We start from the raw sequence: 21,669 nt of genomic DNA, 5'->3' as shown, positions 1-21,669 counted from the left end.
CTTGAATGAGCTTATTATTGAAAATAAAAACGAATATTATAATCTGGCAATTGAATATTTAAAGAGAATAGATATTAAAGAGTATGAGCAAGGAGAGTTTAATACGATTGTTCCAGAATCTATTTCGGTTTTAATAGATCATGATTTTATACCGACTCCATGTATCAAAATTAGATTAAATCTTCTCTTGGATGAGAAAGAGGCTGGAAAGTATTTTTTATACATTAATCAGGAAAAAGAATTTATAGACGAGTTTCTTATGTTTGATTAAGAATACTTTTTTCTTCTTTAAAAGAGGAGAATGAAAGGAAATCTAAATTGACAAAAGAAACAGGAATTACATTGACTTAGATATAGCATAGTAATTCAGTATCTCAGAATCTTCAAATTAAACCTTTTTCAAAAACAAAAGTCTTATTTCTAAATAATTCCTGTTGTTATGAAAAAAAGCAATATTTGGTCGTTACGATTAGGTTTTTCAGGAAAAGAAGCCAGCAAAATAGAGCAATTAGGATTAGAAAAATTTCTAAAGAAATCTTATGAAGCAAAGTTTGATAAACAGCTTCCGGTATTTCTCGAAGATGATCCTAAAACACTTGCAGAACTTAAAGAATTAAAACAATCCATAAAAAAGGCTGATTCTGAAGAAAAAAAGAAGATGCTGAAAAAAGCAATCTATTCCGGAATCGAACTGCGAAGATGGTGGATTGACAAAATGCGAACAGAAGAATATCCGCTTCGGGAAAATATGGTTTGTTTCTGGCACAATCATTTTGTATCCACTTCACAAAAAGTAAAAGTCAATTATTGGATTTACCAGCACAACATGATTTTGCGTGAAAATGCTTTTGGAAACTTCAAAGAACTTACCAAGAAAATCGTGAAGTCAAATGCGATGGTCAAATACCTGGATAATGTAGACAACAAAAAGGATAAGATTAACGAAAATCTGAGCCGGGAATTATTAGAATTATTCACTATCGGAATTGGAAATTACACAGAAAGTGATATTAAAAACGGTGCTCGTGCTCTGGCCGGATTAAATCTTGGTGAAGACGGTGCGGTTTACAGAAAATTTATTGAAGATAATACCGAGAAAACCTATTTCGGTAAAACAGGGAATTGGAAAGCAGATGATCTGGTTGATATCATTTTTGAGCAAAAAAGCATTCCTTATCTAATTACCAGAAAAATTTTGAAATGGTTTGTTTATGATAATCCGTCAGAAGAATTGGTGGTTTATTATGGAGATTATTTTCGAAAGAAGAATTTCGAAATCGAACCTTTGTTGACTAAGATTTTTATCGAAGAATATGCCAAAGAAAATCCGGGTACTAAAATCAAAAACCCCTTAGTTTATATTTTGCAGCTGATTGAGGAGTTGGAAGTTAAAGATTTTGATAATGCTATGATTGCTCTTTTTCTGAGGCAACAAGGAATGGATTTATACAATCAGGTTAATGTAAAAGGTTGGGACGGAGGAAATTCATGGCTGACTTCTCAAATATATTTACAACGCAATACTACATCAGATTTACTTTGCAGTGGTAGAAGTGTCTCCAGAAAGACGTTAAATACGATCATCAATACAGGGGATAAAACCAATATAGGATTCGATAAAATCAATGTGAAAATTGATTTTGATTCCAATGGAAATAATAAAACAATCATTTCTGAATTGTCTGACAGATTATTGTTTACCGTAAATGAAGGGGTGCAAAAAGACATGGAGAATTTGCTCAAATATGATTTTGATCCAAAAGAGTCACACGCCAATTTTGCAGTGATCCGATTGTTCAATTATATAACAAAATTGCCGGAATATCAACTAATCTAGAAGTCTTAGCTATGAATAGGAGAAATTTTTTATCGATAACAGGAACATTTACGGGAGGAATGCTTTTGCTTCCTGATTTTTTACATGCGTATGGAGCGCAGTCTAATTTGGTTGTTGGAGCGCAATGTGTGGTCTTTGTTCAGTTAAACGGAGGGAACGACGGGTTGAATACTTTTATTCCTTACGATAATCCATTGTATTACGATTACAGAACCAAAATTGCTTTGAGCAAAGATGTCGTTGTAGGCAAAAATAAGGGAATGGCATTTCATCCGGCATTAAAAGATTTTGCCCAGATGCAGCAAAACGGTGATTTAACAGTAATTCAGAATGTAGGTTATCCGGAACCTATTCGTTCCCATTTTAGAAGTCAGGAAATTTGGCAGACAGCAACAGATTCTAACAAGTATGTAAATGAAGGCTGGTTGGGACGATATTTAGATTTACAATGCAAAGAACACGAGCCAACAGCCGGAATCAATTTAGATGCTATTGATAATTTGGCTTTAAAAGGAATTGAACCCAATTCCATTACAGTAAAAGACCCGAATCGGTTTAAAGTAAAATCAGATAAAGAAGAAAATGTAATACTGTCTGATAATCCACAATTGGATTTTGTTTGTAAAATTGCCAATTCGGTTACCGAAGGTTCTGATGAAATTCAGAAAGCATTAGCAAAATCTAAAACGGAAATCAGTTATCCTAAAACCGGATTGGCGAAAAATTTAGAATGGATTGCGAGATTAATCAAAGGAAATTTGAATTCGAAAATATATTATACGTCCCTTAACGGTTTTGATACACATGATAATCAGCTCGCCATTCACGAGAGAAAACTAACGGAGTTGAATGACGCGTTGTTTCGTTTTTATCAGGATTTAAAACAGTCTGAAATGCTTCAGAATGTTACCGTAGTGGTTTTTTCTGAATTCGGAAGAAGAGTAAAAGACAACGGAAATGGTACAGATCACGGAACTGCGGCGCCAATGTTTATTATTGGAGGAAATAATAAAGCAACCGTTTTAGGAGATAATCCGGATTTGTCTAATCTCGATAATGGGGATTTAAAACACAAGATTGATTTTAGAAGTGTTTATGCTTCTTTATTACAGCAAAAGATGGGTTTTGATTATTCTAAAATCGGAATAAAGAATCAGCCTGTTGTTGGGTTGTTTTGAGGTGGGGAAATGACACCGTTCACTTGTTTTTAAATACAACTTATTTGATGACCAAAGCGGATGGATTATCTCGTGAAGATACTTCGTTCCTTAGTATGACAAAATTGCGAAAAATAGAAACGGAGCACCTTTTGTCGTTTCGAGCGAAGTCGAGAAATGACATAAGAAGTAGAAAGCGTACCGACTTAGATACTTTTAATCTCAGAATCTAGGTAAAATCTTAGCGTCTCAGCAACTCAGCAACTCAGAATCTTCCTCAAAACCAATTAACTATATCTCATTTTAAGACTTATTTTTTACATTATCGTACAAAAGAGGGTAATTTTGTTAAGGAATCCCTTTTTGTTTCATAAAATGTATTAATTTTTTTGGTGCAGTAAAAATAATTTATACATTCGCAGAGTATTTATTGAAAAACACAAACAAAATGACTAATAACCGTTTTTATTTTAGCAACTCTTTTTATTTCTTCTTTAGTAGAAGTGAGGATTGTGCTATGGTTATTTGAGAAAAGTAAAAGACAAATAAAACTAATATACAATCCTGATGAAAATCAGGATTTTTTTTTGAATATATGACAACGAAAATTGCAATACAAGGTATAAAAGGTTCCTTTCATCATCAGGTAGTGAAAGAGTATTTCTCTGAAAATGTGGCTATTGATGAATGTTTGTCTTTTGAGGAATTAATTGATAGTCTGCTTTCCGGAAAATCCGATCAGGCCGTAATGGCGATTGAAAACTCTATTGCAGGGCCAATTATTCCTAATTATGCTTTGATTGATAAGAATAATTTACACATTATTGGAGAGCATTATTTGAGCATTCATCAGAATTTAATGGCTTTGAAAGGGCAGAAAATAGAGGATATAAAAGAAGTTCATTCGCACCCGATGGCCATTTTGCAATGCATGGATTTCTTGAAAAAATATCCCAATATTAAATTGGTTGAAGATAAAGATACAGCAGAAACAGCCAGAAGAATTCAGGAAAAACAACTCACCGGAATTGCAGCAATTGCGAGTAAAACGGCTTCTGAAATGTATGATTTAGCGATTCTGGTACCGGAGATTCAGACGATCAAAAATAATATGACCCGCTTTGTGATCATTAAAAAGCAGAATTCATTTTTGCCAGAGAACGAAATCAACAGAGCGTCAATCAAATTTGAGTTGGATCACAAAAGAGGAAGTTTGGCAGCAGTTTTAAACGTAATGAGCGACTGCCAGTTGAATTTAACAAAAATTCAATCGCTCCCGAAAATTGAAACTCCTTGGAAATATTCGTTTTTCGTAGATGTAACCTTCGAGAAATACGAAGATTTTGCCAAAGCAAAAGCGTTACTGAATATAATGGCAGAGTACTTTAAAGTGCTAGGAGAATATAAGAATACGAAACCATAGGGAGGGGAGGAAATTCCAAATTTTTGAAATTCCAAATTCCAAATCTTAATTAATACGGCTAAGGTCTAAAGCTTAAAGCATAAAGCAAAAAAAACATGATTACAACAGCAAAACGATTAGATACAGTTGAAGAATACTACTTCTCTTCCAAATTGAGAGAAGTGAGACAACTGCAATCTGAAGGAAAGTCTATCATCAATATGGGCATCGGAAGCCCGGATTTGAGTCCGTCGAAAGCAGTTATTGAGGCGGTGCAATTGGCCATTCAGGAAGAGCATGCGCATGGCTATCAAAGTTATCAGGGATTGCCGGAGTTGAGAAAAGGGATGGCAGATTTTTATCAGAATCAGTTTGGTGTTGACGTGAATCCGAATACGGAGATTTTGCCGTTAATGGGGTCAAAAGAAGGAATCATGCATATTTCGCTGGCTTTTTTGAATGAAGGCGATCATGTTTTAATTCCGAATCCAGGTTATCCGACCTATACTTCGGTGACCAATTTGGTTGGAGCTGTTCCGGTATATTATGATTTGAAAGAAGCAAATGCCTGGGAGCCGGATTTCGAAGCTTTGGAAAAATTAGACCTTTCGAAAGTAAAAATCATGTGGTTGGGGTATCCACACATGCCAACAGGAGCAAGAGGAAGTTTAGCGTTATTTGAAAAATTGGTTGCTTTTGCTAAAAAACACAACATTTTATTGGTCAATGACAATCCGTATAGTTTTGTTTTGAATGATAATCCGATGAGTTTATTGCAGGTAGAAGGGGCAAAAGAAGTGGCTTTGGAATTGAATTCACTTAGTAAAACTTTCAACATGGCTGGCTGGAGAGTCGGAATGGTTTTAGGAAACGCAGAAGTTATTGATGCAGTACTGAAAGTCAAAAGTAACATGGACAGTGGTATGTTTTACGGAATTCAAAAAGGAGCGGTTGCTGCTTTAAATTGTGGTAAATCCTGGTTTGAAGAACAAAATAAAATTTACAAACGCCGTCGTGAATTGACAAATCAATTGGCAGAAAAATTAGGCTGTAAAGTGTATGCAGAAGGCGTTGGACTTTTTGTATGGGCAAAATTGCCGGAAGGAATTGCATCTGCAGAAAAGTTCATTGACGAGATATTATACGAGAAACATATTTTCATCACACCCGGAACTATTTTCGGAAGTAATGGTGAGGGATACATTAGATTCTCATTGTGTGTGAAAGAAGAAAAAGTACAAGAAGCGATTGATAGATTTTAGAGAGGAGATTTCTGATTTTAGATTTTAGAATGTAGATTTTAGATTTTTGACTCAGTTTGTCATTTCGAGGAACGAGAAATCACACACGAAACTCGACAAAGAATTGTAGAAATAGCAAAACGGAATTTCTAGTGTGATTTCTCGTTCCTCGAAATGACAAAACACACGAAAAAAGGTCTTGAAAAAACAAAAAGCCCTAGCCTTGATAGAAGCGGCATCCTTTTATGGTGGGGTTCACCATAAAAGATACAGCGGATAGCAGGAGTAAGCTTTAAATAAAAATAAAAATGAAAGTATACGTAATAGGAATAGGGTTAATAGGAGGCTCGATGGTGTTAGACATCAAAGAGAAACATTCGAAGGCAACTATTTTTGGAATTGACAATAACGAAGAACACTTGCAGGAAGCAATTGATTTAGGGGTTATTGATCAGGTAGGGAAGTTGGAAGATCTTTGTGAAGCCGATTTTGTAATCGTTTCGGTTCCGGTAGATGTTGCACTGACGATTTTGCCGAAAGTGCTGGATTTGGTTGGAGAGAAAACGATTGTTTTTGAAGTAGGTTCTACCAAAAAACCAATTTGCGATGCCGTAACAAATCATCCCAAAAGAAGGAACTTTATTGCTACCCACCCGATTGCAGGAACAGAATTTTCGGGACCATCGGCAGCAATAAAAGGACTGTTTCAAGGGAAAACGAATATTATTTGTGAAGTAGAGAAAACTACTTTCAAATTGCAGGAAAAGGCATTGCAACTTTTTGCAGAAATCGGAATGCGGATTCGATATATGGACCCGATTTCGCACGACAAACACATCGCTTACGTTTCGCATTTGTCGCACATTAGTTCGTTTATGCTAGGGAAAACGGTAATGAATAAAGAAAAAGACGAACAGGATATTTTTGATATGGCGGGAAGTGGATTCGAAAGTACCGTTCGTTTGGCCAAAAGTTCACCGGCTATGTGGACACCAATTTTTAAACAAAACAAAGAGTATGTGATTGAAACCTTAGAAGGATATATTGCGAATCTGACTCAGTTTAAAGATTTATTAGCAGATGATAATTATAATGCCATTTTTGAAGAAATGGAAAGTGTAAATAAAATTAAAGAGATATTAAACGGAATTACTATTAAAAAATAAACTAAAAAAAAAGATGGAAAATAAAAAAGAAATGAGAAAGTGGTTAGAAGATTTCAATTTAAATCACCCACTTGTGATAGCTGGACCATGTAGTGCAGAAACGGAAGATCAGGTATTGAAAATTGCGCGTGAATTAAAAGATTCTAAAGTAAGTGTATTCAGAGCCGGAATCTGGAAACCAAGAACGCGTCCGGGAGGATTTGAAGGTGTAGGTGAAATTGGATTGAAATGGTTACAAAAAGCCAAAGCAGAAACTGGTTTACTTATGGGAACTGAGGTAGCAACTGCAGCACACTGTAAATTGGCTTTAGAGCATGATATTGATGTTTTATGGGTTGGAGCCCGTACAACTGCAAATCCTTTTGCAGTTCAGGAAATTGCTGACACTTTAAAAGGTACTGATAAAATTGTTTTGGTGAAAAACCCTGTAAACCCGGATTTAGCTTTATGGTTAGGTGGTGTTGAGCGTTTGCATATGGCCGGAATTGAAAAATTAGGGGTTATTCACAGAGGTTTCTCTACTTACGAAAAAACAAAATACAGAAATATTCCGGAATGGCAGATTGCAATCGAATTGCAAAATAAATTCCCTGATTTACCTTTAATCATCGATCCATCTCACATTACTGGAGATCGTAAAATGATTTTTGAAGTAACACAGGAAGCTTTAGATTTGAACTACGACGGTATGATTATCGAAACGCACTACGATCCGGACAACGCTTGGTCTGATGCTGCGCAACAAGTTACTCCGGACGCTTTGAAACAAATCATTAAAGATTTGACGATCAGAAAAACAGATGATACTACAGATGAGTACAGCCAAAAAATGACTAAATTAAGAGCAAACATCGACGTTTTAGATGCTAACTTATTAGAGTTATTAGGAAAACGTATGAAAGTAGCAGACGAAATTGGTCAGGTGAAAAAAGAAGCGAACGTTGCGATTCTTCAAAACAATCGTTGGAATGAAATTTTAGGGAAAATGATACTGGAAGGAGAGAAAAAAGGACTTACAGAAGAGTTCGTTTTAAGAATGTTTAAAGCGATTCACCAGGAAAGTATTGGTCACCAGGAAAAAGTTTTCAATGCTTAATTTTTTTTAAAACCATATAAGTTCATGTAAGAAAATGTAAGTTTTGTTTATGATGAATTTGTAGCACTTCACAACTAAAATTAAATCTCCATCGCTTTATAAAAGTGTTGGAGATTTTTTGTTTTGCTAATTTTTTTTAACCATATGAGTTCATGTAAGAAAATGTAAGTTTTGTTTACGATGAATTTGTAGCGCTTCACAACTAAAATTAAATCTCCATCCCTTTATAAAAGTGTTGGAGATTTTTTGTTTTGCTAATTTTTTTTAACCATATGAGTTCATGTAAGAAAATGTAAGTTTTGTTTATGATGAATTTGTAGCACTTCACAACTAAAATTAAATCTCCATCGCTTTATAAAAGTGTTGGAGATTTTTTGTTTTGCTAATTTTTTTTAACCATATGAGTTCATGTAAGAAAATGTAAGTTTTGTTTACGATGAATTTGTGGCACTTCACAATTAAAGTTTAATCTGCATCATCTTATGATAAGTATGGGAGATTTTTTGATATAGCTATCTCGCCAATTTTTTTAAATGAACTTACATCACTTATATGGTTTAGAGCATTTATTTACCGTCTTTTTTTAAATAAATTATTTTTCTTCCCAACCTTTTTAATTTTTTTTGCCTCTATAGTGATATACAATCTTAACTTTCGTGTCATGAAATCAAAAATGCACCCATTTAAGCTGGAAAAGATTCAACTAAAATTGAATTTATTGCTTTGTTTTTTATTGTTTTTAGGAGCGAAAACTTTTGCGCAAAGTCCTGAACTAACAGTCAAAGGAGAGGAGGCTCAAAAAGTCAGAATGAGTCAGCTCATCGTTAATGTAAAAGTGGTAGGGAATATCGCTTACACGACTGCCGAAATGCATTTTTTCAATTCAGGCAACCGTCAGATGGAAGCAGAACTTATTTTTCCGTTGCCCGAAAATGTTTCGGTTTCGAGATATGCTATTGATATAAACGGGAAAATGCGCGAAGCAGTTCCGGTAAATAAAAACAAAGGGAAACAAGTTTTCGAAGCTATCGAACACCGTCGCGTTGACCCGGGATTATTGGAGAAAGTAGACGGAAATAACTTCAGAACCAGAATCTATCCTTTGATGCCAAATGGAGAGCGAATCGTAATTATTGGTTACGAAGAAGAGCTTGCGGCTTTTGATAAGAATAATTTAGCCTATCAATTGGTTAGTCGTTATCCGGTTAAACTGGATAAATTTGAGTTGAATGTTTCGGTTTTAGGGGCAGCTGCATCTCCGACAATTGCGGAAAATTCAGGCGAGGAAATTGCTTTTTCAAAATGGAACCAATCGTTTCAAACTTCATTAAAAAAGGAAAATTATCAGCCTTCTGAGAAGTTACTTTTTAAGATTCCCATTCAGCAGAATATTCCGAGTGTGGTAATGCAGACGATACAGGATCAGCATTATTTTTATGGAAGTACTTTTATTGAAGGAAATAAGATTGCCAAAAAAATGCCGGCTTCAATCGGTTTGGTTTGGGATAATTCTTTGAGTTGCCAGAATCGCGATCTGAAAAAGGAATTGGATTTGCTAGACGCTTATTTTCAAAAAATAAAAAATACGACTGTAAGTTTGTATTTCCTGAATTATACTTTTGAAAAGGATAAAGATTATGTGGTATCAAATGGGAATTGGTCTGCCTTAAAAAACGTATTGCAAAGCACAAGATATGATGGAGGTACTCGTTTCTCTAAAATAAATTTCCCAAATCATGATGAATTCTTGTTCTTTTCGGATGGATTATCTTCTTTGAGCGAGAATGTTTTACCAAAAACGAATAAGCCAATTTATACAATTACTTCTTCCGTTTCTGCTGATTTTACTTTTTTGAATTATGCATCGATGAAGACTGGAGGTAATTTTATCAATCTGAATCAATTAAATCCGATTAATGCTTTAGATAAATTGACCAATAATACGTTGAAGTTTTTGGGCATAAAAGAAAATCTTACGGTTACAGATTTGTATCCGATGAAAGGAGCTTCTGTTTCGGGGAATTTTAGTTTTGCTGGAATTTCACTGAATCCGAAAAATGAAATCACGTTGTTGTTTGGATATTTTGGTGAGGCAATTTTAGAACGAAAAATTACGCTGGATGCGGCTGTTCAATATACTACAGACGTTAGTATCGAAAAGTTATGGGCTCAGAAAAAAATTGCTAATCTTGATTTGCAGTACGACAAGAATGCGGAAGAAATTGAGATTTTAGGAAAAAAGTACGGAATTATAACCAAGAATACTTCGCTGATTGTTTTAGAAGAGCTTCGCGATTATATGGCGTATGATATTGTTCCTCCTGCAGAATTGCGTGCCGAATTTGACAGAATTAAAAAACAGGAACAGGATACAAACCTGGCCAAGCAGAAAAATAATTGGGAGAATATTGATGATTATTTTACAGAGCTAGATTCCTGGTGGAAACAAAATATCAAATATACAAGGACAAAACCTTTGCCGAAGCCAAAAAATAAACCCGGAGGAGGATCAAATACGGTTTCGCAAACGACTTTCAGAAGAAATTCGAGTATTACAAACGGCTATGTTTCGGGTATTGTTTTAGATGAACAAAATCAGCCTTTGCCGGGAGCTTCTGTTAGATCAGATATGGAAAGTGTTGCTGCTGATTTTGATGGGAAATTTAGGGTAAAAGCTTCTGAAAACAGTACCATTGTCGTTTCTTATGTCGGATTGGATACCGATTCATTCAATATTGGCAGAAACAATGAGGTTACGGTACGGTTACAAGAGAGTTCACGGGCACTAAATGAAGTTGTAGTCACATCAGCATTAAGTATGCGAAGCGAGGGAGGATCGGTCTCTTATGCGAGAGAACCCGTTTCAGAGGCTGCATATTCAAAAGGTGAAGCTAACGATGTGCCTCCTCCTCCAGCCCCGCAGGTAGATCAGGTGAAGTTTGTTTCCCCTGTTGTGGCCAGAGCAAACGAGATCACTGAAGAAGCAAATGCAAATAAGGAAAAGCGGGAGCAAGCAGAGACCATTAGTGATACTTTGAATTTTAGAGCTGGGGATATAAATTTTGACAAGAACCAAAAGGAATCTAAAACATGGAATCCGGATCGTTTGTACCTAAAAGCATTGGCAGCAGCACCAAAAGAAAAACAATACGAGTTGTATTTTGAATTAAGAAAGGTACAGGAGAGAAATCCGAGTTTTTATTTTGATGTGGCGCACTTTTTCTACAATCAGGGTGATGTGAAAAAAGCATTGCAGGTAATTAGCAACATTGCTGATTTAGGATTAGAGAACCATCAGCTTTACAAAACGCTGACGTATACCTTACGTCAGTGGAAAGCGTACGACGATGCTTTGTTTACAGCAAAACAGATTGCAAAATGGAGAGCACACGAGCCACAAAGTTTGCGTGATTATGCCTTGGCTTTGGAAGATGCAGGGAAATATCAGGAAGCTTTTGATCAATTGATAAAAGCACTTGAAGTAAATTATTATGGAGAAATGAGCGGACAGTATGAAGGAGTTGAAGATATTATTCTGATGGATATTAACCGTTTGATGCTGGAACATAAAGGTTTGAATTCGGAAAAATTAGATAAAAAGTATCTTAAAAAAATGCCGATAGACATTCGGGTTGTTATGAATTGGAACCTGATGGATGTTGATTTAGACTTGCATATTATTGAACCAACAGGTGAAGAATGTTATTATGGTCATACGGTAACAGAAGCCGGAGCAAAATTTTCAAAAGATTTTACTCAAGGTTATGGGCCGGAGCAATATTTAATCAGAAATGCTGTGAAAGGGAAATACCAAATCAAAACGAATTATTTTGGTGAACGTGAATTAACAGAAAGTGGTCCTGCAACCGTAATGATTGAGATTTATACCACTAAAGAAGGAAAAACGACCCGAGTTTTAAAAACCATTCAATTAGGGAAAGTAAAAGAAAATGAGCTTTTAGCAGAAATTGTGTGGTAAGCCTGTCAAATTTAGAAGGTGTTTTCTAATTTTAAAAGGCGAAGTTGCGTTGTTCAATTCTAAAAACGTAATTTTGCCTTTTAATTTTTTAGATTTAAGAGCAATCTAAAATCTAAAACCGGATATCTAAAATAAAAAAATGACAGGACTCGTTTATAAATCTACAGGGAGCTGGTACACTGTGAAATCTGAAAATGGAGATTTTATAGAATGCCGTATGAAAGGGAAGTTTAGGATGAAAGGTATTAAAAGTACCAATCCTATAGCCGTAGGAGATATTGTGGATTATGAACTCGAAGAAACCTCTGATACATTAACAGGAACGATTCACACCATTCACGAAAGAAAAAACTATATCGTTCGTAAATCGGTGAATTTGTCTCATCAAATGCATATTATCGCTTCGAATATTGATCGGGTTTTTTTATTGATAACGATTAATAATCCACCGACAACATTCAACTTTATCGACCGTTTTTTAGTAACGGCTGAAGCCTACAATATCGAAACGATTTTGGTTTTTAATAAAATAGATACTTTTGATGAGCCTACTTTAGAAGATCAGTTGTATATGCAACATGTCTATCAGCAAATTGGTTATAAATGTCTTCGTGTTTCGTCAACAGAAATGAAAGGTATTGAAGAGTTAAAAGAAATGATGATTGGTAAAGTAAGCATGTTTTCAGGGCATTCCGGTGTTGGTAAATCAACTTTGGTAAATGCGATGGAACCTTCTTTACATCTTAAAACCAAAACCATTTCTGAAGCCAGTAAACAAGGACAACATACAACGACTTTTGCAGAAATGTACGATTTGTCTTTTAATGCAAAAATCATCGACACCCCCGGAATCAAAGGTTTTGGGATCGTAGACATGGAAAAAGAAGAAATCAGTGGTTATTTTCCTGAATTTTTCAAATTAAAAGACCAATGTAAGTTCAACAATTGCCTGCACAAGGAAGAACCTCATTGCGCCATAAAAGCGGCTTTAGAAAAAGATGAAATTGCCTGGTCGCGTTACAATAGTTATTTGAAGATTTTAGAAGGAGATGATGAAAATTATCGTACGGATTCTTATGACGAAGACCGAAAAGCAAGTGATGAATTGAGGAAATAAGAGTTTTAAATTCCAAAATTTTTAAATTCCAAATTCCAAACGCGGTGGTTTGTGAATTTAAATATATAAAAACGGTAGAGATGCACTGCTGTGCATCTCTACTGTGCATTTGTACGGATGTGCATCATTGCAAATGACATTTCATCATTCACATTTTACCATTCACCATCATATTATGAAAGTAGTTATTCAAAGAGTTTCAGAAGCATCAGTAACGGTTGACCAGAAAAAGGTTGCGGATATTCAAAAAGGATTGTTGATTTTAGTCGGAATTGAAGAGGCCGATACACAGGATGATATTGAATGGCTGACCGGAAAAATACTTAAAATGAGAATTTTTGCTGATGAAAATGAGGTTATGAATTGCTCCGTTCAGGATATTGACGGTGATATCATCGTGGTAAGTCAGTTTACACTTCATGCTTCTACTAAAAAAGGGAATCGTCCTTCTTATATAAAAGCGGCGAAACCGGAATTTGCTATACCTATGTATGAGACCTTTGTAACATCTTTAGAAAAAGAATTTAACAAAAAAGTGCAAGCGGGTATTTTTGGTGCAGATATGAAAGTCAGTTTGTTAAATGATGGCCCGGTTACCATTTTGATGGACAGTAAAAACAGGGAGTAAAAAAGTCTTAAGGATTTGTTAACAACGTCAGAAAATACTATATATTTGACGAAATTTTTTACTAATGAAATGCTCTTTTTACACGTTATTTTTTTTCCTGTTTTCTCTTGTCTCTTTTGCTCAGAAAAACTTCTACACTTCAGCTTCTATTGCAGATAGTCTCAAAGAAAATGCCAATGCTGTTGTTCGTTTAAATCAAATTGATATTGAAATTGCTTCGCAAAGAGATATGACGATTAAAACACAAAAAGTGGTAACGGTTTTGAATGAAAAAGGATTAAAATTAGTGGAAGCATTTGAACACTATGATAAAACAAGTTCTGTAAATAGTATCGAAGCGATTGTTTACGATGCTTTTGGTGTTGAAATCAAGAAAATTAGACGAAAAGATTTTAAAGATCTAAGCACAGTAAGCGGAAGCACTCTTTTTTCAGATAATCGAATTGTTTATTTAGATTATACACCCGTTTCTTATCCTTTTACGATTGTTTATACTAGTGAAGTGGAGACTTCAAATACGGCTTTTATACCCCAATGGTATCCTTTGGCTAGTTATTATTTGAGCATTGAGAAAAGTGTTCTAAATGTTACCTACCCCAATGATCTCGGATTTAAAAAGAAAGAATTCGCATTTTCGGGTTTTGATATTAAAAAGACCACAGATACCAATACCCAATTGTCTTATGTGACGGGTACGATTCTAGCGCAAAAAACCGAAGACCTTAGTCCGTCTTACAGCGATCTTTTTCCCAGAGTAATGATGGGGGTGGAAAAATTTCACTTAGAAGGTGTTGATGGAACGGCTACTACCTGGGAAGCCTTTGGTAAATGGTATGGAGATAAGATTTTAACAGGAACTACAGTCCTGCCGGAAGAAACTATTGCCAAAATAAAAGCACTTGTTGGTAACGAAAAAGATCCTGTCAAGAAAGCAAGAATCATTTATGATTATGTTCAGAAAAAATCAAGATACGTAAACATCGCTATTGGTATTGGAGGTTGGAAGCCAATGTACGCAACAGACGTAGACCGTTTGGGATATGGAGATTGCAAGGCATTGACAAATTATACCAAAGCACTGCTGCAAACGGTTGATGTTCCTTCCTATAATACAATTTTGTATGGAGACACTTACAAAAGAAATATTCAATCTGACTTTGTTTCCATGCAGGGAAACCATATGATTTTGGCAATTCCAACAGGGGATAGTTATACCTGGTTAGAATGCACAAGTCAGGATGATCCTTTTGGTTATCAGGGAATATTTACGGATGACAGAGACGTTTTAGTGGTGAAGCCTGAAGGAGGGGTCATTGTGAGAACTAAAATATACGATGATAAAGGAAATGCACAAACCGATAAAGGAACCTATACTTTAGATGAAAACGGAAGTTTTACAGGTTCAGTTTCAATTGTGTCAGACGGGTCTCAGTATAATTCGAAGGCAAGAGTAGAACACCTGCCGCCAAATGAAAAAGAAGCACATTATAAAGAATATTGGGATAATATCAATAATTTAAAATTAGAGAAAATAACCTTTACAAACGACAAAGAGAATATCCGTTTTACAGAAAATATTCATGTAAGTGCGGAGAGTTATGCTACTATTTCAGCTAACAAAATGATTTTTGTTGTGGATGCCTTCAATCAGAGTGGTGGTAATGTAAAACGAATCAGAAATAGAAAAAATCCATTTCAAATTCAACGTGGGTATCTGGATTCAGATGAAATCGAAATTAACCTGCCAGCGGGTTTTAGCATTGAATTTTTACCTGCCCCTTACGAGTTGAAAGGGAAATTCGGAGAATACAAAACCGAAATTATTAAAAAAGAGAATAATAAATTGACATACAAACGCTCTATGTTTTTAAATAAAGGAAAATATTCTAATAAAGAATACGACGAATACCGCCTTTTTATGGAGCAAGTAGCAAAAAATGATAACGCCAAAATTGTACTAATAAAGAACTAATCCAAATGAAAATTAATCAACTACCCATTATTGTATTCGCTTTCTTTTTTTCTCTTCTTAAGCTGACGGCTCAGGAGTTTAAATTAGGGAAAGTTTCCATTGCTGAATTAGAACAAAAAGTACACCCTAAAGATACTGCAGCTTCTGCAGCTGTTTTGTATAAAAAAGGGAAAACAAGCATAGAGTATGATCAAACAGATGGTTTTGTTACTTTGACTGAGGTTGAAACCAGAATTAAAATTTATAAAAAAGAGGGTTATGATCTGGCAAACAAGGAAGTTTGGTATTACTCTGCAAGTAACAGTAGAGAAAAAGTGCTGTTTTCAGAGGCTGCTACGTTTAATTTAGTGGCAGGTAAAATAGAGAAAACAAAGCTTAAAAGCGATGGTTCTTTTGATGAAATTATTAATAAGTACAGAAGCAGAAAAAAAATAACAATGCCTAATGTTAAAGAAGGATCTGTAATCGAATTTAAATATACGATCAGAAGTCCTTTCAGGGAAATTAGGGATTGGGATTTTCAAATGGGTATTCCGGTGAATTATTCGGAGTTTACGAGCTATGTTCCCGAGTACTATGTTTTTAATGTAAGACAAAAAGGATATGTGTTTCCTAAAGTGACAACTGATAAAAATACGAAAAGCATCACTTTTTTAAATAAAGGGGGATCAGGGGGTTCCGGATATTCTAATAGTCAGCATAATTATTTCGAAACCAAAACAAATTATATAGCAGAAAATCTTCCGGCTATGAGAGAGGAAGCTTATGTAAATAATATCGATAATTATACTTCAAGTGTTCAATTTGAGTTGTCAATGGTTCAATTTCCAAATGAACCAATGAAGGCCTATTCTACAGATTGGAACTCAGTAGTTAAAACGATCTATAATTATGATGATTTTGGCCCGGAGTTAAATAAGACAGGGTACTTTGAGGATGATTTAAAAGTAGTATTAGACGGTAAAGTTACAAGTGAAGATCGAATAATGGCGATTTTAAATTATGTGAAATCTTCCGTAAAATGGAACGATTACCTGGGGTATAGCTGCGACAGTGGTGTCAAAAAAGCGTACAAAGAAAAAACGGGTAATATTGCAGATATCAATTTAATGTTAACTGCTATGTTGCGTCATTCGGGTTTAAATGCCAATCCGGTTTTGGTAAGTACGCGTTCGAACGGAATTTCTTTATTTCCTAACAGAACCGCATTTAATTATGTGATTGCTGCAGTTGAAACTCCAAACGGGACTATTTTACTAGATGCAACAAGTAAATATGCATCACCTAACATTCTGCCTTTTAGAGTGCTGAACTGGCAAGGTAGATTAATCCGTAAAGACGGAACTTCTGAATCGATTGATTTAGTACCTAAAAAACCATCAGGCGATAATGTTTTTATGAATTATGAGATTGATGCCGAAGGTAAAGTTACAGGAAAAGTAAGAAGACAATGTACCGATTATAATGCCATGTCTTATAGAAATGAGATAGATGGAGTAAAAGAGGATGTCTATCTTGAAAAGTTGGAGAACGAAAATAACAAAATAGAAATCAACGACTACAGCAGAACAAACGAAAAAGAAATTTTGCTTCCGGCTATAGAAACCTATTCTTTTAAAGGAGACAATCTGGCCGAAGTAATTGGAGGTAAAATCTACATTAATCCAATGTTGTTTTACACCAATACAGAAAATTCTTTTAAACAGGAAACACGTGAATACCCGGTTGATTTTGGATTCCCTTTTGCAGATAAATTCAATATCACGATTAAGTTACCTGAAGGATTTGCAGTAGAGACGTTACCGGCTCCTGCGGCGATAGCAATGGAGGATAATTTGGGGACTTTTAAGTTTAACATCGCTGAGAACAGTGGTGTACTTCAATTGTCTATCCTGCATCAAATAAATGAGGCAGTTGTTACGCCTGAAAAGTATGAGATGCTAAAAGAATATTACAAAGCAATGATTGCTAAAGAAACTGAAAAAGTAGTTTTAAAAAGAATATAAAATGTTATTAAGGGTTATCGGTGTTTTGTTTTTTGTGGTTTGGAGTTCGCTTGGAGTAAATGCTCAAAATCAGGAGTTAGGGAAAGTGACAATTTCGGAACTCGAGGAAAAAGTAAATCCAAAAGATACGACTGCAGCAGCAGCAATTTTGTTTAAAAAAGGAAGAACATTCTTTACTTATAATTTAAAAAATGGATTTGTAGCCAATCATGTCTATGAATTTAAAATTAAAATCTATAAAAAGGAAGGTCTTAGTTGGGCAGATCAAAACGCACGTTATTACATTGGTTACGAAAATTTGAATGAAGATCACTTGGAGTTTTCTAATGCGGTTACGTATAATCTCGAAAAAGGCGCGATCGTAAAAACAAAACTCGACAGCGAAGGAGCCTTTAAGAAAAAGATAAACAAATATTGGAACGAGAAAACAATAACATTACCCAATGTAAAAGTAGGTTCCATTATCGAGTATAAGTATATTTTGAAATCTGAAAATTTAGTTCGATTTCCTGATTTTGAGATCCAATATAGTATTCCTGTGAATTATTTTGAATACAAAATGGAGATTCCTGAAGTATACATCTATAAACCGATATTGGTAGGAGGTTTTCCGATCGAAACAGCAGCGAAATTGGTTAAAGGATATCAGGCTTTCGAGGATCAATACAATAAAACAAGTTCGCTTTCTTATCAGCAAATCAATGCTGTTTATAAAGGAAAAGACATACCGGCTTTGGTAAAAGAACCCTATGTTAATAATGTCGATAATTATAGAGGCACTATTCAGCAAGAGCTCGAAAGAATTCGTTCTCCCGATATGCCTGACAAAGATTACACGATTACCTGGGAAGGTGTAGCAAAGAATATTTTTAAAAGTGATAATTTTGGGAAAGAACTTAACGTAAATAATTTTTTATTAGAAGATGTCAAACGATTGTTGACGAACGTTGAATCTCAAAACGAGAGATTAAGTATCATTTTTAATTTCGTTCAAAACAAAATGAATTGGAATGAAGTTAATGATTGTTACACTGATAAAGGGGTAGCCAAAGCATATGCCGATCAAATGGGTAATGTTGCGGAAATTAATTTTATTTTGATAAACATGCTGAAATTGGCAGGCATAGAAGTAAATCCTGTTTTGGTAAGTACAATTGAAAATGGAGTTCCGGTTTATCCGACAAGAACAGGTTTTAACTATGTTATTGCTGCTGCGGAAATTGAGGGTAAACAAATTCTGCTTGATGCTTCTCATAAATTTACTTCTCCGAATATTTTGCCGTTAAGTGTATTAAACTGGAAAGGAAGACTTATCAAGAAAGATGGCACTTCACTGGAAATCGATTTAATGCCGAAAGTAGCGTCTAAAGAATATTCGAATATTTTAGCGAAAATAGATGCTTCTGGAGCAATTGATGGAAAAATAAGGATTCAGAGAACAGATTACGACGCTTATAGTTTTAGAATTAAAAATGCGACTAAAAGCGAAGCTAGTTATCTTGAGAAATTGGAAGAACAATTGGGAAATTTGAAAGTTTCGGATTATAAAATTGAAAATAAAAAAACGACCTTAAATGATCCTATTATAGAAACGTATTCCTTTACGTCCGAAAATCAATTCGAGAGAATAGGAGGAAAGATATTTATTGATCCGCTTTTGTTTTTTACAACGTCAAAAAATCCTTTTAATCAGGAAAACAGACAAATGCCGGTTTATTTTGGTTATCCGACACAAGAGAAAATAAACGTAAACTTGGAGATTCCTGCGGGTTATATAGTAGAGTCATTGCCTGCTCCTGTTAGGATTTCGTTAGAAAATAAAGAAATGGTTTATGTTTTAAGCATTGCCAATATTGATAACAAAATTCAAATTAGTTGTACAAAAGAGATTAACAGTAGTATTTTTGCAGCAGATCAATACAGCGGATTAAAAGATTTTTTCCAGAAGATGATCGGAAGTCAAAATGAAAAAATTGTTCTAAAAAAAGTATAAAAATGGATTTGAAAAACGCACAATTAGACGTAGATACCTGGATCAAAGAACATGGAGTTCGTTATTTTAATGAATTGACTAACATGGCACAACTTACAGAAGAAGTAGGTGAAGTGGCCCGAATCATTGCTCGTCGCTATGGAGAGCAATCCGAAAAGGAAAGCGATAAAAATAAAGATTTAGGCGAAGAACTTGCCGATGTTGTATTTGTGGTTTTATGTCTGGCGAACCAAACCGGTATAGATTTACAAGCCGCTTTTGATAAGAAAATGGATTTGAAATCGGTGAGAGACAAAGACCGTCACAAAAACAACGATAAATTAAAATAATGTGATAAGTCACGGCAAAGTTTTGGTGTGTCCTTTTTTTAAAATAAATTTGCGGAAATGCATAAAACAACACGCCTAAAATGAATTTAGTACTACACACCAATCATAAAAACTTAGAAGGTCAAATAGCAGTTACAGGATCAAAAAGCGAAACCAATCGTTTGTTGTTGCTAAAAGCACTGTTTCCGAATATTACTTTAGCCAATACTTCAAACTCTGATGACAGCGAAGTAATGCAAAAAGCTTTGATTGGAAAGGATGAAATTGTAGACATTCACCATGCCGGAACCGCAATGCGTTTTTTAACAGCCTACTTTGCTGTAAACGAAGGACGCGAAGTGGTAATGACGGGTTCAAGCAGAATGCAAGAGCGTCCGATAAAAATTTTAGTTGAAGCTTTGGCACAATTAGGAGTTGAAATTTCATATGAAAAAGAAGTTGGATATCCGCCAATACGAATCAAAGGAAAAAAAGTTAGCGCTTCAAAAGTAACTTTGGCTGCCAATGTAAGCAGTCAGTATATTTCGGCACTTTTATTAGTAGCTTCAAAATTAGAAAACGGTTTAGAGCTTACTTTAGAAGGAGAAATTACTTCGATTCCATACATTAACATGACGCTCGCTTTGTTAAAAGATTTAGAGATTCAGACCAGTTTTGAAGGGAATGTGATCAAAGTTTATCCAAAAGAGACCGTTGCTTCAAAAGAAATGGTGGTAGAGTCTGATTGGAGTTCTGCCTCTTACTTTTTTAGTTTAGTGGCATTGGCAGATCAGGCATCGATTACATTAAGCAGTTATAAAAAAGACAGTTTACAAGGAGATTCCGCTTTGGTTGGTATTTACGAGAAAATGGGAGTAGAAACGACTTTCGAAGGAAATAAAATGACTTTGAAAAAACAACCCAACTTTAAACATGAAACAGTAAACCTGGAATTAAACAATACCCCCGACATAGCACAAACTATTGTGGTGACTTGTTTAGGTTTAGGAATTGGATGTCATTTAACAGGCCTTCATACTTTAAAAATCAAAGAAACAGACCGATTGGAAGCTTTGCGAATCGAGCTAACAAAATTAGGAGCCACTATTTCGGTTACTAACGACAGTCTGACTTTGGTTGCTTCAGAAAATATCAATCACAATATAAAAATTGCTACTTACAATGATCACCGTATGGCAATGGCATTTGCTCCTTTAGCACTTAAAGTTCCAATTATTATCGAAGATGCCGAAGTAGTTTCAAAATCATATCCGGATTTCTGGAATGACTTAAAAGCACTAAAATTCGAGGTTTCTGAATTGTAATTATTGATTTAACCATATAAGTAATATAAGTTCATTTAAAAAATGCGCTTAATTGGAACAACCTTCGGTTTTAACCCGGAGGTTTTTTTTTGACTTGGTTTGATGTAAATTTTTATCACGCAGATCTACAGATTTATTTGGATTGTTTTTGTTTTAAAAGTAGAATGGAGAACTGTTTTACATTTTACATCTCTCCGATAGGTAAGCGAGCGCCCCAATCATAAAGTTTAGTTTAAATGAACTTACCTCACTTATATGGTTAAAAAAAAACACGCATTTTTGCATCTCCACGATATATAAATGAGCGCCCCAATCATAAAGTTTAGTTTAAATGGACTTACATCACTTATATGGTTAAAAAAAACACGTATTTTTGCATCTCCACGATATATAAGCGTGCGCCCCAATTATAAAGTTTAGTTTAAATGGACTTACATCACTT

15 protein-coding genes are annotated in these 21,669 nt (G+C 34.9%); all 15 read left to right on the top strand.

The features are described 5' to 3' along the window. Nucleotide 1: 1 nt before the first annotated feature. The 15 genes from LNP23_RS02710 to aroA all read left to right on the top strand — a co-directional run bounded on the left by LNP23_RS02710 (nucleotide 2) and on the right by aroA (nucleotide 21,227). Nucleotides 2-271: a hypothetical protein gene (locus LNP23_RS02710; RefSeq protein ID WP_230003599.1), complete on the top strand. Its 270-nt coding sequence runs from the start codon at nucleotides 2-4 to the stop codon at nucleotides 269-271. A gap of 168 nt (nucleotides 272-439) precedes the next feature. Beyond that, the gene (locus tag LNP23_RS02705; RefSeq protein ID WP_230003597.1) at nucleotides 440-1,837 is read left to right on the top strand and encodes a DUF1800 domain-containing protein; all 1,398 of its coding nucleotides are present in this window, start codon (nucleotides 440-442) and stop codon (nucleotides 1,835-1,837) included. 11 nt (nucleotides 1,838-1,848) lie between these two features. Further along, nucleotides 1,849-3,015 (top strand): DUF1501 domain-containing protein, encoded by a 1,167-nt coding sequence (locus tag LNP23_RS02700; protein ID WP_230003595.1) that lies wholly within the window; start codon nucleotides 1,849-1,851, stop codon nucleotides 3,013-3,015. 574 nt (nucleotides 3,016-3,589) lie between these two features. Further along, the gene (locus LNP23_RS02695; RefSeq protein WP_230003593.1) at nucleotides 3,590-4,417 is read left to right on the top strand and encodes a prephenate dehydratase; all 828 of its coding nucleotides are present in this window, start codon (nucleotides 3,590-3,592) and stop codon (nucleotides 4,415-4,417) included. Between the two features lie 95 nt (nucleotides 4,418-4,512). Next, complete coding sequence (locus LNP23_RS02690; RefSeq protein ID WP_047778978.1) at nucleotides 4,513-5,658, top strand: pyridoxal phosphate-dependent aminotransferase; 1,146 nt, start codon at nucleotides 4,513-4,515, stop codon at nucleotides 5,656-5,658. A 287-nt stretch (nucleotides 5,659-5,945) separates the two neighbouring features. Further along, the gene (locus LNP23_RS02685; protein ID WP_230003591.1) at nucleotides 5,946-6,803 is read left to right on the top strand and encodes a prephenate dehydrogenase; all 858 of its coding nucleotides are present in this window, start codon (nucleotides 5,946-5,948) and stop codon (nucleotides 6,801-6,803) included. A gap of 13 nt (nucleotides 6,804-6,816) precedes the next feature. Further along, nucleotides 6,817-7,899, top strand: coding sequence for a bifunctional 3-deoxy-7-phosphoheptulonate synthase/chorismate mutase type II (locus LNP23_RS02680; RefSeq protein WP_047778976.1), 1,083 nt, complete (start codon nucleotides 6,817-6,819; stop codon nucleotides 7,897-7,899). 661 nt (nucleotides 7,900-8,560) lie between these two features. Continuing rightward, entirely contained in the window at nucleotides 8,561-11,878 is a 3,318-nt protein-coding gene (locus tag LNP23_RS02675) for a DUF2135 domain-containing protein (protein ID WP_230003589.1), read from the top strand. A gap of 139 nt (nucleotides 11,879-12,017) precedes the next feature. After that, on the top strand, nucleotides 12,018-12,995 hold the full coding sequence (gene rsgA, locus LNP23_RS02670; protein ID WP_230003587.1) for a ribosome small subunit-dependent GTPase A: 978 nt from the start codon (nucleotides 12,018-12,020) through the stop codon (nucleotides 12,993-12,995). 175 nt (nucleotides 12,996-13,170) lie between these two features. Continuing rightward, nucleotides 13,171-13,623, top strand: coding sequence for a D-aminoacyl-tRNA deacylase (gene dtd / locus LNP23_RS02665; RefSeq protein WP_230005128.1), 453 nt, complete (start codon nucleotides 13,171-13,173; stop codon nucleotides 13,621-13,623). Between the two features lie 64 nt (nucleotides 13,624-13,687). Beyond that, nucleotides 13,688-15,595: a DUF3858 domain-containing protein gene (locus LNP23_RS02660; RefSeq protein WP_230003585.1), complete on the top strand. Its 1,908-nt coding sequence runs from the start codon at nucleotides 13,688-13,690 to the stop codon at nucleotides 15,593-15,595. A gap of 5 nt (nucleotides 15,596-15,600) precedes the next feature. Then, nucleotides 15,601-17,601, top strand: coding sequence for a DUF3858 domain-containing protein (locus LNP23_RS02655; RefSeq protein WP_047778972.1), 2,001 nt, complete (start codon nucleotides 15,601-15,603; stop codon nucleotides 17,599-17,601). A 1-nt stretch (nucleotide 17,602) separates the two neighbouring features. After that, complete coding sequence (locus tag LNP23_RS02650) at nucleotides 17,603-19,594, top strand: DUF3857 domain-containing protein (RefSeq protein WP_230003583.1); 1,992 nt, start codon at nucleotides 17,603-17,605, stop codon at nucleotides 19,592-19,594. 2 nt (nucleotides 19,595-19,596) lie between these two features. Further along, nucleotides 19,597-19,923, top strand: a complete 327-nt coding sequence (locus tag LNP23_RS02645; protein WP_012022600.1) for a nucleotide pyrophosphohydrolase — start codon at nucleotides 19,597-19,599, stop codon at nucleotides 19,921-19,923. A gap of 80 nt (nucleotides 19,924-20,003) precedes the next feature. After that, nucleotides 20,004-21,227 (top strand): 3-phosphoshikimate 1-carboxyvinyltransferase, encoded by a 1,224-nt coding sequence (aroA, locus tag LNP23_RS02640; protein ID WP_230003581.1) that lies wholly within the window; start codon nucleotides 20,004-20,006, stop codon nucleotides 21,225-21,227. Nucleotides 21,228-21,669: the final 442 nt, after the last annotated feature.

It is taken from the genome of Flavobacterium cupriresistens (assembly GCF_020911925.1).
In the GTDB taxonomy this organism is placed as follows: domain Bacteria; phylum Bacteroidota; class Bacteroidia; order Flavobacteriales; family Flavobacteriaceae; genus Flavobacterium; species Flavobacterium cupriresistens.
The sequence above is the reverse complement of the archived record's forward strand: the minus strand, read 5'-3'. Positions and strand labels throughout refer to the sequence as shown.